The following is a 14,412-nucleotide window of genomic DNA, read 5'->3' as shown; positions in this document are numbered from 1 at the left end:
ATGCTATTTGAAACTACTTTCAAGATCGGTTCGGATTCGCACAGAAGATGCTATAACGTCCGCAGGTGGCCCGTGCAACCTGAGCGTCGGACGATACACCCCGCCCTGAAGAGCGACCAAACCGTGAGCTCTGTCAGTTACGCGACATCGTCTTGAAGCAGGTCGCGCAGATACTTCCCGTATGCATTCTTCGCCAATGGCATCGAAAGCCTTTGCAATTGCTCAGCGTCGATCCATTTCCTGCGATAAGCCACTTCTTCGGGACATGCCACCATCAGGCCTTGCCGCTTCTGCATTGTGGCGACGAAATTCGTCGCATCGGCCAGTGAATCATGTGTTCCTGTGTCAAACCACGCGTAGCCACGTCCCATGATTTCAACATGCAATTTCTCCCGCTGGAGATATCGAAGGTTGACATCGGTGATTTCCAGCTCGCCTCGAGCAGACGGTTGAATATCAGCAGCAATGTCACAAACATGGCGATCGTAGAAATAAAGGCCTGTCACTGCATAGTTTGAGCGCGGCTCGGCCGGCTTTTCCTCGATAGACAAGGCCCTGAAATGCGGGTCGAATTCGACAACGCCGTACCGCTCCGGATCACGGACGTGGTATGCAAATACGGTTGCTCCGTCAGTCCGCTTACTGGCGACATCCAGCTGCGTCACTTGGTCGTGACCGTAGAAAATGTTGTCACCCAGGATCAACGCGGATGGTGCGCCGTTGACGAACGACCGCCCAATGATAAATGCCTGCGCGAGTCCGTCGGGAGACGGCTGTTCCGCATACTGTAAGTTCATGCCCCAGCGACTTCCGTCGCCGAGCAATTCAACGAAACAAGGCAGATCTCGTGGCGTCGAAATCACCAGTACGTCTCTAATACCTGCGACCATCAACGTGCACAATGGGTAGTAGATCATCGGCTTGTCGTAGACGGGCAGTATCTGCTTGGATACCGCGTACGTGATCGGATAAAGACGCGTCCCTGATCCACCAGCAAGAATTATTCCTTTACGCATGGCTTGCACCAATTAGATTGAAAATAATGTAGAACGATATAGCGCCAGACTCCGAATAAGCTAGCTCGTTGGAGATCGATATTCTCTAAGGAAGAAGTCGAACTGATCCACACATAACCTACCGTTGTACCCTGACGCGCTCGTCACCTACGAGTCTCGCCACAAACACTGCTCATATCGAGCCTGACGCACCGCGAAGACGTATGCCCTCGGCAATGCCACGCAGCACGCTCCTTCGGCCGGCCGGGGTGAATCGCACACACTTGACCAGCATTGCCGTGACTGAGTAGACTTGGGCAATCAGAGAATATGGAAAACTCAGGTTCTTGCGGCTGAAGTAAAGACGATTTCGTGTGCAGTAGAACAGACTGAACGGACTTTCATCGCCACCAGTGGAAAAACTCACCTTGTGAGCGACGAGCGACAAAGGAACGTAATATAGGTAAATTCCTGCATGATTCATTCGCCAAACGAAATCAGTATCGTCGTAATAGACGAAATAACTTTCATCCATCATTCCAATTTTGGCGAAGACGCTTTTATGCAGCGCCATGAAACATGTGGGAGCGTACTCGGATGATCCCGGATCATCGAACTGCCCGATATCCTCGTCACCGTCTCCTATGTGCGTCGTGATTGCCTTCACGCGGGAAATCGTACCTCCTGCGCACCAAATCCGGTTGGTACCGTGATATAGAATCTTCGGGAAGGTTGCGAGCAATGCAGTACCAGCATCGATTGGCTTTATCAGATTTGAAACTGTGCTCGGATCGCGAAAATCGACGTCATTGTTGGCCAGCAGCACGTACTCGCAACCATCTGCGAGGGCCATGTCGATGCCCTGATTATTGCCTCGGGCCACGCCAGCATTCGCATCGTTAAATATAACCTCCGCGGGTATCCCTGCCTCGCGGGCTAACGTTCTGGCAATGGCACTGCCGCTATCTTTTGGACTATTATCGATCACGTAGAGCTTAATCTCCACATTGACCTGCATTTTAAGACTTTCAAAAAAATCATGTAACACATCATCGGATTGATAAAGTACTGTCACCACGCCAACCAGCGGCTTCACACGCTTCTCGTCCATCGCTTCACCTCCATTCAGGCTACAGCCTGGCTAGCTTGATACAAGCCTTTTGACAGCATTTCTACAATACTCTTATCATAATTGTCCGGCTGCACATCTTGTCCGTTAACCCATGCGGCGAAGCGCGCAATACCGTCATCAAAACTCACTTTCGGCTCGTATCCAAGAAACTCTCGCGCCCGCGTCAAATCCGCGTAATTGTGACGGATATCGCCAAGACGAAACGCACCAGATACATTGATCGGCACATTGCTTCGATACAGTTCTCGAAGTTTCCGTGCGACGTCGATCACTGCCGTACGTTGTCCCGATCCGATGCCAAAAACGCGTCCGTTCGCGCACGGATTCAAGAGCGCGGCCTGCGTCGCATCGACAACATCGTCGATGTACACGAAGTCCCGACTCTCACTCCCGTCTTCGAATACATTGATTTCGTTTCCGTTTCTGATGCGTGTCGAGAATATCGAAAGGATTCCCGTATACGGATTCGACAGTGATTGACCCGGTCCATAGACATTCTGATATCGGAGAGCAGATGCGCCGATTCCAATTGATCGGCAGACCGTCATCACCATAAGCTCCTGGTCGTACTTCGTGATTCCGTATACGGACGATGGATGAATTTTCGAATCTTCGTCTGTCGGAAGGCATTCCAATAGTTCACCTGAAATCGGGCAAATATAATCGAATTGTCCTGCCAACAAATCCCTCTCATCACGGGCCTCGGGATAGACAACGCCTAGTGCGGGCGAGCGATACTTTCCTTCTCCGTAGATCGCCCGTGACGATGCAACTACCACCTTCCGCACGGTGTTACTTCGGTTCTTGACGAGAATGTCCAGCATCAGACCGGATCCACCGACGTTCACATCGATGTAGTGGCCGACCTCATACATCGACTGGCCCGTCCCCGTCTCCGCTGCGAGGTGGATAATCGCGTCCTGACCAGACATTGCACGTTCCAGCGTAGCACGGTCACAAACGGACCCTTCAATTACGCGTACCGAACTTCCCAACGACCGGAACAGTGCCGAGTTGTTGTACGGATCGGTGCCATGAATCTGTTCCGAAAGATTATCCAGCACCGTAATCGTTGCATTCTGGTCAGCGAGTTTTCTGGCAAGGTGTGACCCGATGAACCCGGCGCCGCCCGTAATAAGAACTTTCATGATGTTCATCGCTCCCAGGATTGAGTTTTCGGACAATATCTTCTGATGACACGTGCCGGATTTCCGGCCACCACACAGTAGTCGGGTACGTCGCGCGTTACAACGGAATGACTGCCTACTATCGAATGACGCCCGATTACAACATTTGGCAAAATAATCGAGTTGAAGCCGATAAAACTACCTGCACCGATCACAACACGGTTACCCTGAGTACGCAGGCGCATGCCGATTCGTACGGGATCTTGGATATCTTCGAAGGGGTGCTCAACATCCACAATCGCGCAACCTCCAGTTATCGTTACGCGGTCCTGAATTTCTATCGAAGAGCCGCACACGATATGAACATTCTGCTCGATATTCACGTCGCTTCCGATTGACAACCTGGGGGGAATGCATAAATCGCTTACAACAATCTCTATTCTTGCACCCGACCTAATTAAAACTCGATCCCCCAGGTAAGCGTGGTGAACATTTACCAGCAAGCACGGTTGGAAAATCACGCTTCCTTTTCCGATCCGCCCAAACACATGTGAATACCACAGCTTCGCCTTCAATCTGAAATAGCCATGTTTCAGCGCATTTATCCGATCTATACAACGCAATTCTCCAAACTTCACGAGACTTCTGGCTAATACACTCATGCGCGCGCCGCCGAACGTCCGGCCACCTGCTTTGCGAACGCGTACAGTGAACGGAGAATTTTCGGTCGATGGCGCATTGCGTACAAAACTTGTTGCTTTACACCGACGTCCGCGAATTCGGTACTCTTCCGAATGCAGTGCTCGAACTGATCGTAGAATCCGTTCTCTAGGTATAGAATCGCCGAGCGCAGAAAGACACCCGCCCTGCCCCGGTCAACGATTTCCGGTTTCATGCCGAGCGCTTCGGCCATGTTGCAGGTACGCATCAGATCCAGAATGTTGGTTTCGTGGCGCGCTGGATTTCGGATCACCGTCGACGTGAAGCCATTCGGATTCACTCGATAGACACCCAGGTCCTGATCCAAATAGGCAGCACGGCTCCCATGGAGACACTGCACAAGGTTCGCCACATCGGCAACCACCTTGAGCTCCAGATCGATTGCGTGGCGCCGTCGTAATGCCCCGCGAAACATTACCGAGCTGGTGAAAAAGAATGGTCCGTGCTCGATCAGGAATTCCGCATCAAACACCGCCGGTTTCACACGGGCCAAGGGGAAATTAACAGGCTCGCCGTTCAAGGCATCGACCGTCCGCATCCTGTGCACCACCATGCCGAATTCGCGTTGTGTTTCGAGGAATTCGAACTGGCGCGCGAGCTTGCCAGGCAGCATCAGATCGTCCCCGTCTATGGTGGCAATGTACTCGCCTGACGCATGAGCCATGATATCGGCAAGATTTCTGGAGTATCCGATGTTATGTTCGTGCGTAATGAGTGTGATGACGCCTGGAAATTTATAACGAATCGATTCAATCACGCTTACAGAATTGTCAGCCGACCCATCATCACCAACGATTATTTCGAACGGCACATCGATTTCCTGACTCAAGACGCTTTCGAGACATTCACCAATGTACCTCTCGAGGTTATAGCACATAACTACTACAGATATGACTGGACGATCATCTGATTTAATGACAATTTCTTTCATCTTCGACCTCTCAGTTCATTGCAAATCGCCCCACCAGATCACGTGCTTTGCGTTGGGAGATTGGTGACACCATGATCGTCGCCGCTACCATCAACAACCACATGCAGCACAAGATAAAAAACAACGCTATACGGGATACCTGGAATGGCACTGCGTAGTGAAACCCAATGCCCAGCAGTCCTGTCACCGCAATGCGAGTCACCAGTCCCCTGTACCAAACCGGGTTGATACCGGGCAAAAATCTGCGATGTACAACGCCGACCCAGATAAACAATTGCAACAAGTTTATGGTGAGCCATGTATAGGCTGCCCCGCGAACCCCATAATAGAGCGCCCCGAATAGAACCGCAGGCACAAGAATCGCGACGAATCCCAGATTTCCCTTGATATGCAATGACAAGTTTCCGTCTGCATACTGGATAAGAAAGGACAGACCAGCGATAGCTGAGCAGCCATTTCCGAGAGCGTAGCATTGAAGAATTTGCAGCGCATACTGATTCGGCGGAAAGGATGGAGACCACAGCTCAAAAACCAGATCTGGTACGCTTGCAAATAGAATCGCAACAGGAATAACGATGATCATCATGATTTCGCTGGCGAGAAGATACCCCGACACTAGCAAACCGGAATCCCGTGCACTATCGGCTGTGAATCTGGGAGTAAAAGACTGCTGGATTGGATTGGCGAGCAACAAAATTCCGCTTGCAAGGAGCGTCGCCATACTGAAAACACCGAACACGGGCAATGACAGGATCTTCGACAGAATGATCTTGTCCGTCTGCGTGGACGTCGCCCACATCAGCGCCGAGAACGCGATCGACAATGACAGTCGCGCCCGAGCCACAAGAACGTCACGTGAGAACGTTCGGGTGAACATTGGAGCGCCGATCGCCCGGCCAAGCAGAACGCGCATGGTCAGCGCTTCACCCACGATTGTGCCCAATTGCCACAAGAAGAACACGTCCACGCGCGGCCACGCAGCAATTAAGGGAACCACCAGGACAGCCCGAATAACAGCGAATATCATGATGACCACGTTCAATGAAGTTTGACGGTCTATGCCTACCATTCCGCCGCGGTAGAGCGAGGACAGCCAGCGTGCAGACACGGTCAGCACCATCATGACGAATGCCACCTCGATTTCATGCGTAGGTATCGCTTTCGCCTTGAACCAGGTGCTCGCGAAAAACGGCGCCGCTAAAACAGACATGACAATGAGCAGCGCACATATTGCGCTAACAAACTTCTCCAGCGATTGCAACAGCACTCGAACTTCGTTTTTTTCTGCATCGTTACCCGCGCGGGCGAGCTCGCGGCACAACGTAGGCGACAAACCCAGATCCAACAATTGGACCCACGCGAGCAATACTGCATTGAATGCAATCAGGCCGTACGCTTCCACGCCAAGATGTCGTACATATACCGGCACCATGACCATGCCAAGAATTACAGTAACAATCTGACCTGCGTAATTTGAAATCAGGCTGCGCTTGAGCATCGTCGTATGTGAATGAAATTCCGGGATTGTTCGGATGATGCGATGCGGACCCAATACGCTCATCATCATCGGTCACTGCTGGGCGAAATCGCACGTCTGTCTTGCGTGACGTAGCAGATATGTCGTACTGATCTAATAAGCCTCCCTAGCTGATCGCGACATTATGTTGCTGGCTCAGCAATCCCACTCATGACACTCAGCTGTGCCGCCTGCACAGGGTCTTCCGATCTCCACAAGGCATATCGAACCGCACCGGGCAAAGCCAATTTAGTGGTGGAAAATCATCGAGAATGTACGGATTCGCACACTGCTCCGGCAGTGCACGGCACGGTTTCATTGTTGGACCTGGTACACGACGGGAAAAGAGAAGGCGGTGGCAGGTAGCTGTGAAGGTTGCTTTCAACGATCGGGGGCCTCCTCGTTCCGGACACGACCTCACACGACGATTGATACGTCCGATATGCGTCGGAACTCGCAAAGCAAAGGACAATCCAACACGCTATAGAGATGCCTCTCGTTGTAGCAAGTACACGTATTGACGAGGTCGTGCACAGTTTGTGCCGCAGCCCGGGACCTGCCCGTCGTTTTACGGGCGACGCAAACCGTAAAAATCTAAATCCGGAGCATGCTGATGAAGCAGAAAACACAAAGGATCGCTTCGTATCGTCAGGTACCCGCGGCATGAGTGTGCGCGACATCCAGGCCTTTCCGATCGGGCGCTAGGGCAGCTTGATCTGGGAGAGCTATACGCTCGGAGCAATGTTATCGCGGGTGTTCTTCGACACGCCACAGGTCAGCAAAGCCGGCAGCGAGGCCTTCCTGACTCCAAGCAAACGGGCGACGGCCGACGCGATATGCCGCTCCGGATTGATCGCACCAGGTTCGGACTTGACTTGTCAACAGAGATGTGCAGTCGCCGCGATATTCTGATTGTCGTGAACGAAGAGCCGAATGAAGTGGCCGGGGACATCCGCCCTGTCGGTGGAGCGCCCCAGCACGGCCGTCCACGCCTGCGTCGCGTATCCAATTCGCAGCAGTCGGGAATATGCAGGCGGTCAAGATGACGAAGTAATTGCGCAAGCATGGCGTCGATCTATGCGACCGCGAGCGAAGAGACGGCGATGGTGTGCACTGCGGTGGAACAATGCCATTTTCGACTGATTTGCATGAACCACTGGATCTATGGATAGCACTCGGCCTCGAAAAGCCGCTTGCCCTCCGCATCCTTCGCAGCGAGTACGGGCTCATATTCGAGCGGCCAGTCAATATTGACCCTCGGATCGCTCCACAGGAGGCTCCTTTCATATTCTGGAAACCAGTAATCGGTCACCTTATAGACGAATTCTGCCGACACCGACAATACGATGAACCCATGCGCGAAGCCTGGTGGAATCCAGAGCTGACGATGATTCCTTGCACTCAGTTTGATCCCCACCCATTTGCCGAAATTCGGAGAACTGATGCGCAAATCCACCGCGACATCGAAGACCTCCCCCGCGATCACACGCACAAGCTTGCCCTGCGGACGCACTATCTGATAATGAAGACCGCGTAGCACACCGCGCATCGAGCGCGAATGATTGTCCTGTACAAACTCGAAGCCTTGCGCGACGCTCTCCTCGAATTCGTGCGCATTGAAACTCTCGAAGAAGAAGCCGCGTCCATCATCGAACACGGTCGGTTCGATGATCTTCACCTCAGGAAGTACTGTAGAGGTCACGTGGATAGCCATGTTGCCTTGCTCCATGCGGAAGCATCGGTCGATCTCCGAAGGCAGGAAACCGGCACCCGATCTGCCGATTCCCGCCATTTTGCGACAGCCTGGTCACGCCTGCTTTGCATAACTACCCACCTCTCGGTCCGACTTCTCGCTGAATGAGACTTCGTCAACCCACGCCTGGTTATCCAGATACCAGCGTACGGTTTTTTCCAAGCCGGTTTCAAACGTCTCTGCCGGTTCCCAGCCTAGTTCCGCCCGCACTTTGCTTGCATCGATCGCGTAGCGTCGATCGTGGCCGGGCCTGTCCGGAACCATCTTGATCTGGTCACGATATGAACCGGACGACTTCGGCCTAAAGCGGTCGAGAAAATCGCACAGTGCTCCCACGACGTCCAGGTTAGTGAGCTCATTCCGGCCGCCGATGTTGTACGTCTCCCCTGGTACACCTCCCGCTAATACTTTGCGGATCGCGGTGCAATGATCGCCCACATAAAGCCAGTCTCGCACGTTCATTCCGTCCCCGTATATCGGTAACGCATTCCCCTCAAGCGCTCGCGTAATTAGCAAGGGAATCAGCTTTTCCGGGAACTGGAACGGTCCGTAGTTGTTCGAACAGTGTGTAATCAAAGTTGGCAAACCGAACGTGTGATGCCATGCCCTCACCAGATGATCGGAGCCCGCTTTGGTGGCCGAATAGGGGCTATTCGGTGCATAGGGCGAGGTTTCCGAAAACGGTGCATCGGTCGGCCCCAGAGACCCAAATACTTCGTCAGTGGAGACGTGGAGAAAGCGAAACGCTGTTTTCTCGCCGTCCGGCATTCCCACCCAGTATCGCAGTGCTGCTTGCAGCAACGTGAAGGTACCAACAACATTGGTCCGAACGAACTCGTCCGGTGCCGTTATCGATCGGTCAACATGGCTTTCGGCAGCAAAATGCACGACTGCCCGCGGTCGATATCGGTCAAAAATTCGATCGATTTCATCTCGGTCACAAATGTCGGCGTGAATAAACATACATTTCGAAACTTTCCCGAAATTCTTCACCGCCGCTCGATTCCCTGCGTAGGTTAGTTTGTCTATATTCATTACCGCCTCTGACGTGCCACGCCCCCAGTCGATCAAGAAATTTGAACCGATAAATCCCGAACCACCTGTCACAAAGATCATGAAATACTCCTGATTGGGCCCCTTCACCAACAAAAATCCATTCACAGCACAAGAGGCAACCTCAATTTAATTAAAAGTATATATATACCAATCGCTCACAAATTTTAATCATCAATCACCGAGCAAGGCAAACCATACAATCCACCCAAGATTAATCAATCACCATTCCATTTATGGCATGCACGGCCAATAAACAATGGCTATATTGAAAAGATCGGTGTGTTCGTAACGGAGGGTCTGGCACTCTGCGCGCGTGGAAACGTTTATTCACCGCTCGCCCCACCTGCAATTCAACGGGCCGATTGGGATCAAGTCCGTTCTTCCGATTGGTTATCCGTCAGGAAATCACTGTCTTGCCGGCTAGCCGACAAGACAAATTTCCACAGACTTTTCACTTAATGCGCCAGGGTATTAGATAATCACCACCGCACCACCTCTGTACGATTTCGCACATTATCCATTTCAGACCATATTATTTAATCTCAAATACATCGGCCATATCCTGATCTGATCTAAGCCACTATCTGGTTATGATTCAGGTATGCGGACGTATAACCATAGTTACGCCGTTCACTGCGGCGCAGCGGCACGGCGTTAAAGACGGCACCGACTGTCCATGCGCCGGCACGCTCGAGTCTGGTGACGGTTTCTTCGATTTCTTCTTCCGTTTGCGTACCCGAGCGAAGCACCAGGACGGTCCTGCCCGCACGGTTTGCGACGATTGCGGCGTCGCTCACAGCAAGAAGCGGTGGCGTGTCTATTATCACCAGATCGAAGCGCCGCTTGAATTCTTCGAGCAACGATTTGAAGCCTGGCATCGTCAGTAGCTCGGACGGATTGCTCGGATACTTTCCGCAGGAGAGGAGCGACAAACCAGGCATCCCGGCTGTCTGGATCGCTTGATCGATATTCAGCCTTCCCGCCAGCAACTCGGCAAGTCCCCCGGAGTTCGATTTTCCAAAGAATGAGGCCAGCCTGCCGCAGCGCATGTCTGCATCCACGAGCAAGACCCGTCTTGTCGTTTCCGCTTCAAGTACGGCAAGATTGGCCGCAATAAAGCTCTTCCCTGTTCCGGGCGTAGGGCCGGTCAATACGACAACGCCGTCATCGGCTTTGCCTGTTTCGTTGAGGTGCAACGCTGTACGAACACCACGCAAAGCTTCAACGGTCGTATCATGCGGGAAGAGACGAGCCAGCAAGTAATGCGACGTCGCGGGTAATGTACTTTCCTCTCCCGAGCTTCCAACGCGGTGGTTGCTGGAAAGCAGCAGCGACGGTTGGCGATGGCTCCCTTCTTCAGTTGATTTGAAGGTAAGTCTACGAGGCATAGTATGCCCCAGCCGCACCTGTTCTGCGCTGAAGAGAATCGATCCTAATACGGGCACACGCATGTTTCGTTCGATGAATTTTGAATCGGTTACGCCAGTCAGGTATCGGCTACGCGCACATACGAACAAGCTGCCAAGCATCAGGCCGATACCCACGCTTGCAGCCATGACGATCGGAATGGCGGGAGACACCGGGTCAGCCGGACGAATCGCGCTGTCGACGATATGCACGTCGCCAGTCGTGCCCGCGCGACGCACGGTCAACTCCTCGGCCTTGTTCACCATCGCAATGTAGATCGCCTCGGCCACCTTTGCGTTGCGACTCAAATCCGCATTCGTCCGTTCTGATGCCGGCATACGGGTAAAGCGGGAATCGAACTGCGCCTTCGCAGCATTCAACTGCGCGAGCTGCTGATCGATATTGCGCATCGGTGCACTGCCTGGTGTGAAATTTTGCAACATCTGCGTGCGTTGCAATTGCAGCATGGCGATCTGCCGCTCGATGTCGATGCCCCCTTGCAGGTAGGACTGGGCTTCCGCCGTAGGCCGCAACGAGCCGACAGAAGCCTCATATCCCATCAGCGTGGTCTCGGCCTCTCGCAGCTCCTCGCGCAATCGAGGTAGTTCGTTGTTGATGAAGTCAAGCGTCTTGCTGTCATTTGCCCGGCGCTCCGCAATGGTCGCCGCTACATAGCCCTGCGCGATTGCATTGGCAACATTGGCGGACACTGCAGGATCGTTGCTGTCGAAGGTAATCTGAACGATACCGGTCTCCCGGCCTTTCTCGACGATCTTGAGGTTGCCTGAAAACCGCTGCAGCGCGTTTACGCCATTCCAGGCCACGACATCGAACTCAGTATGCGCCCGTGCGTCAAGTCGTTTGACCAGTATCGATGTTCCGCCTGCCTCGACCCGTTCGCCTACCTTGCCGCTCAGCAGGACGTAGCCACTGGTGTCAAGCAGCTCAAACGTCCCGTTCTCCAGTGTGCGCAGGCGGAGCTTCTTGTTCTCGAGATTCTCCGGAACGTGCAGCGAATCGATATCGATTCGCTCTCCACCCCACGCATAGGAATCGAGCCCGAGCCATGGACGAGATGGCTCGCCCGGTGTCGCGAACTTACGGGCAATCGCGCCAAGGAGCGGCACCATGTGCGGCTTGACCGTAATGTCATATCCATAGTGGGTCAACACGGGGTCGAGTACCCTCCGGCTCTGCATCATGCCGATTTCGGCATCGGTCCGGGGCGGTTTTTGCCCCAGCACCAGTTGCCCTTCAGGCGCGAAGCCGAGTGCATTGCGATCCTGAGCATCAACCCGGATCACGGCGCTCGATGAATATACCGGCGAAACCAGCCAGACGTATGCACCAGCCAGCATCACCACGACGAGGGTAATGCCTGCCACGGTCCACAAATGGTCGCCTAACAGGCGGATCACGCCTCGTGCATTTGGCGCGTCTTCGGGCAACCCTCCAAAATCCCGGGCGTTGATATTCGGAATGTTCACGTTAGTCGTTCCTGTAAGCCTTGATCGATTGAAAGGAGATTCGTGACAATGCGCGATTTCACCGGGTTGCGGCATAAAAGAGATACATACTCGTCACCGTCGGCAGAAGTTGGTCCAGCAAGCGGTTGAGTCGAGCAATATTCGCGGTGCCCACGTAGACCACATCGAGCGGCTGAAGATTGAACTGCGTGGACAAAAGAATGGCGTCGACCTGGGTCATGTCAAGCCGGTATATGCTTGGCTTCGTCGGATCATTCAAAGTCCGTCGAATGACTAGTATCTGACGCGGTTGTGCACTCTGAGGATTGATGCTGTTTGCATTGGCGAGCGCATCGGCAAGCGTCAGTCGTCCCTTGTCCATGAATAGGGTTTGCGGCTTCGAGACTTCACCGAGCATGAACACGCGGCTCGCGTTGTGATCGGGAACGTAGACGATGTCACCCGTCTCGAGAGCGATATTCTGCGAAACATCGCCGCGATCGAGTGTGCGCTGAACGTCCAGCACGTAGGTCTTACCGCCGCGGGTGAGTTGCACACGTTGCAGGTCCGCATCGGCGAGGGAGCCGCCCGAACGCGTGATCGCATCGAGCACCGTGAGCTTCATATCGGTTATTGGGAGTGAGCCAGGATTTTTCACTTGGCCGGCAAGCTGGATCTGCTGGCTGCGAAACTGGATAACGCGTACGTCGAGTTGGGGCTTGACCGCATATCCCGCGAGCTTTGAAGCCAGTAATGCGCCGATCTGCGCAGTTGTCTTGCCTGCTACGAATACCCGCCCCAACGTCGGGAAGTAGATGGTTCCGTCAGCCGAAACGCGCTGGCCATCCGGTGTAACCTGCACGCCCGGGCCGCCTGAACCAGTTCCGGAATTCGCGTTCTCGAGGGGGGGAAGCGGTATGGTGGCCGCGCCACTGACGGTCAGTTCCGGGTGCCCCCACACCGTGATTCCCAGGATATCGCCATGCCCGACACGGTAGTCCTCAGACTGACGGCGTGGCCCATGGGGCAGCATTGTGGTATCGGAATCGCTGAAATGAGCCTGCTTGGAAATAACATTGGCATCAATCAAATTGACGGAGTAGACGGGTGGCGATGCGTTGCCCGTCGTTGCTTCTTGCATTCGCGATGCATCGAGGTAAGGGCCAGGTGCGAACGTGCAGCCTGCCATCACCCAACTTGCCAACAACGCGAGAATCTTGCCCGTTTTTCTCATGATGGTTATCCGGTAACAATGAGCCAGTGGGACTGGGAATGAATTGCCGAGCATCGGTGGTGTGACCAGTCGACTTTCGGCCATGGAGACATCTACGGAGCCACGTTCAGCATCCGATCGTACAAATGCGCCGCGCCAGGTAACTGCCTTGCGGATTCGACGGAATTTCCGCGACACGCGGCGTCCTGCCACCGGCGCTGTCTTCCGCGGCGTTGTCATAGATGAGACGCTGGAACTCGCGCTTGACAATGCCGTAGCACTCGCACGCGTAACCTTCCAGACCGCGCCGGTCCAAGATGGTGATTCTTCCTCGGCGTTGGGAGATGAGTCCGGCGTCTTGCAGCTTTCCTGCGGCTTCGGTAACGCCTTCACGACGAACACCGAGCATCGTGGCAATAAGTTGCTGAGTCACGGCCAGTTCGTCGGTCTTTAAACGATCGTGCGTGAGCAGCAACCAACTACTCACCTGTCTGACGATGTGGTGACGTCGATTGCATAGCGAGTTTTGCGCGACCTGTGTCAACAGTGCCTGAATGTAATAGAGCATCAGCCGATGAATGAAGCCATGCCGATCAAACTCGCGTTTGAAAAGCTGTGCATTCATCGCATACGCATACCCGCTGCTACGGACTTCGATGCGGGTCGGCATCGTGAAGCCCCCCGTCAGCACTGGAACACCGATTACACCCTCGTTTCCAACCGCTGCAACTTCGGCAGTAGCCCCGTCGGCCATCAGGAAAATCATGGAAATGATCGCAGACGTTGGGAAGTAAACCTTCTTGACTGTTTCTCCGGCATCGGACAACAACTGGCCGAACCGAAGCTGGACAAGTTGCAGATGGGGAGCGAGCGCGTCGACTTCCGACGCGGGTAACGATGCTAGAAGATGGTTTTCGGATTGTGTATTCATCATCGGGCGTGAAGGTTTGCGCTGGGTCGTTTGACATACCACTGCAAAAATCGGCGGAACTGACCGGCCAAGATGCACGAAGGTTTCCGCGCTGCACCAGGCCCAACTTCGGTGCAGGACGACTGCAGACAGCCATCTGCAGCTGACTCAGTTCGTATTGCGATA

At 53.7% G+C, this 14,412-nt stretch carries 11 protein-coding genes; all 11 read right to left on the bottom strand.

Annotated features, from left to right (window positions below):
- Positions 1–137: 137 nt before the first annotated feature.
- The 11 genes from rfbA to BT264_RS30485 all read right to left on the bottom strand — a co-directional run bounded on the left by rfbA (position 138) and on the right by BT264_RS30485 (position 14,250).
- On the bottom strand, positions 138–1,016 hold the full coding sequence (rfbA, locus tag BT264_RS30535) for a glucose-1-phosphate thymidylyltransferase RfbA (protein ID WP_072443629.1): 879 nt from the start codon (positions 1,014–1,016) through the stop codon (positions 138–140).
- A gap of 172 nt (positions 1,017–1,188) precedes the next feature.
- Entirely contained in the window at positions 1,189–2,106 is a 918-nt protein-coding gene (locus BT264_RS30530; RefSeq protein WP_072443631.1) for a glycosyltransferase family 2 protein, read from the bottom strand.
- A 14-nt stretch (positions 2,107–2,120) separates the two neighbouring features.
- Positions 2,121–3,275: an NAD-dependent epimerase/dehydratase family protein gene (locus tag BT264_RS30525; RefSeq protein ID WP_072443669.1), complete on the bottom strand. Its 1,155-nt coding sequence runs from the start codon at positions 3,273–3,275 to the stop codon at positions 2,121–2,123.
- Between the two features lie 5 nt (positions 3,276–3,280).
- Complete coding sequence (locus tag BT264_RS40395; RefSeq protein WP_305729466.1) at positions 3,281–3,637, bottom strand: acyltransferase; 357 nt, start codon at positions 3,635–3,637, stop codon at positions 3,281–3,283.
- Positions 3,638–3,912: 275 nt separating this feature from the next.
- Positions 3,913–4,905 (bottom strand): glycosyltransferase family 2 protein, encoded by a 993-nt coding sequence (locus tag BT264_RS30515; protein ID WP_072443635.1) that lies wholly within the window; start codon positions 4,903–4,905, stop codon positions 3,913–3,915.
- A 10-nt stretch (positions 4,906–4,915) separates the two neighbouring features.
- Positions 4,916–6,472: a lipopolysaccharide biosynthesis protein gene (locus tag BT264_RS30510; protein WP_256260740.1), complete on the bottom strand. Its 1,557-nt coding sequence runs from the start codon at positions 6,470–6,472 to the stop codon at positions 4,916–4,918.
- Positions 6,473–7,583: 1,111 nt separating this feature from the next.
- Positions 7,584–8,135, bottom strand: coding sequence for a dTDP-4-dehydrorhamnose 3,5-epimerase (gene rfbC / locus BT264_RS30505; protein ID WP_072443672.1), 552 nt, complete (start codon positions 8,133–8,135; stop codon positions 7,584–7,586).
- A 93-nt stretch (positions 8,136–8,228) separates the two neighbouring features.
- A complete protein-coding gene (rfbB, locus tag BT264_RS30500) occupies positions 8,229–9,290 on the bottom strand; it encodes a dTDP-glucose 4,6-dehydratase (RefSeq protein WP_072443674.1) in 1,062 nt (353 codons plus the stop codon).
- 512 nt (positions 9,291–9,802) lie between these two features.
- Positions 9,803–12,124, bottom strand: a complete 2,322-nt coding sequence (locus tag BT264_RS30495) for a polysaccharide biosynthesis tyrosine autokinase (protein WP_256260739.1) — start codon at positions 12,122–12,124, stop codon at positions 9,803–9,805.
- A gap of 58 nt (positions 12,125–12,182) precedes the next feature.
- Positions 12,183–13,337, bottom strand: a complete 1,155-nt coding sequence (locus BT264_RS30490; protein ID WP_072443641.1) for a polysaccharide biosynthesis/export family protein — start codon at positions 13,335–13,337, stop codon at positions 12,183–12,185.
- A gap of 106 nt (positions 13,338–13,443) precedes the next feature.
- On the bottom strand, positions 13,444–14,250 hold the full coding sequence (locus BT264_RS30485; RefSeq protein WP_083534249.1) for a Crp/Fnr family transcriptional regulator: 807 nt from the start codon (positions 14,248–14,250) through the stop codon (positions 13,444–13,446).
- Between the last annotated feature and the right edge of the window lie 162 nt (positions 14,251–14,412).

The sequence above is a fragment of the Burkholderia sp. NFPP32 genome (assembly GCF_900119325.1).
GTDB classification, from domain to species: Bacteria; Pseudomonadota; Gammaproteobacteria; order Burkholderiales; family Burkholderiaceae; genus Burkholderia; species Burkholderia pyrrocinia_C.
The sequence above is the reverse complement of the archived record's forward strand: the minus strand, read 5'-3'. Positions and strand labels throughout refer to the sequence as shown.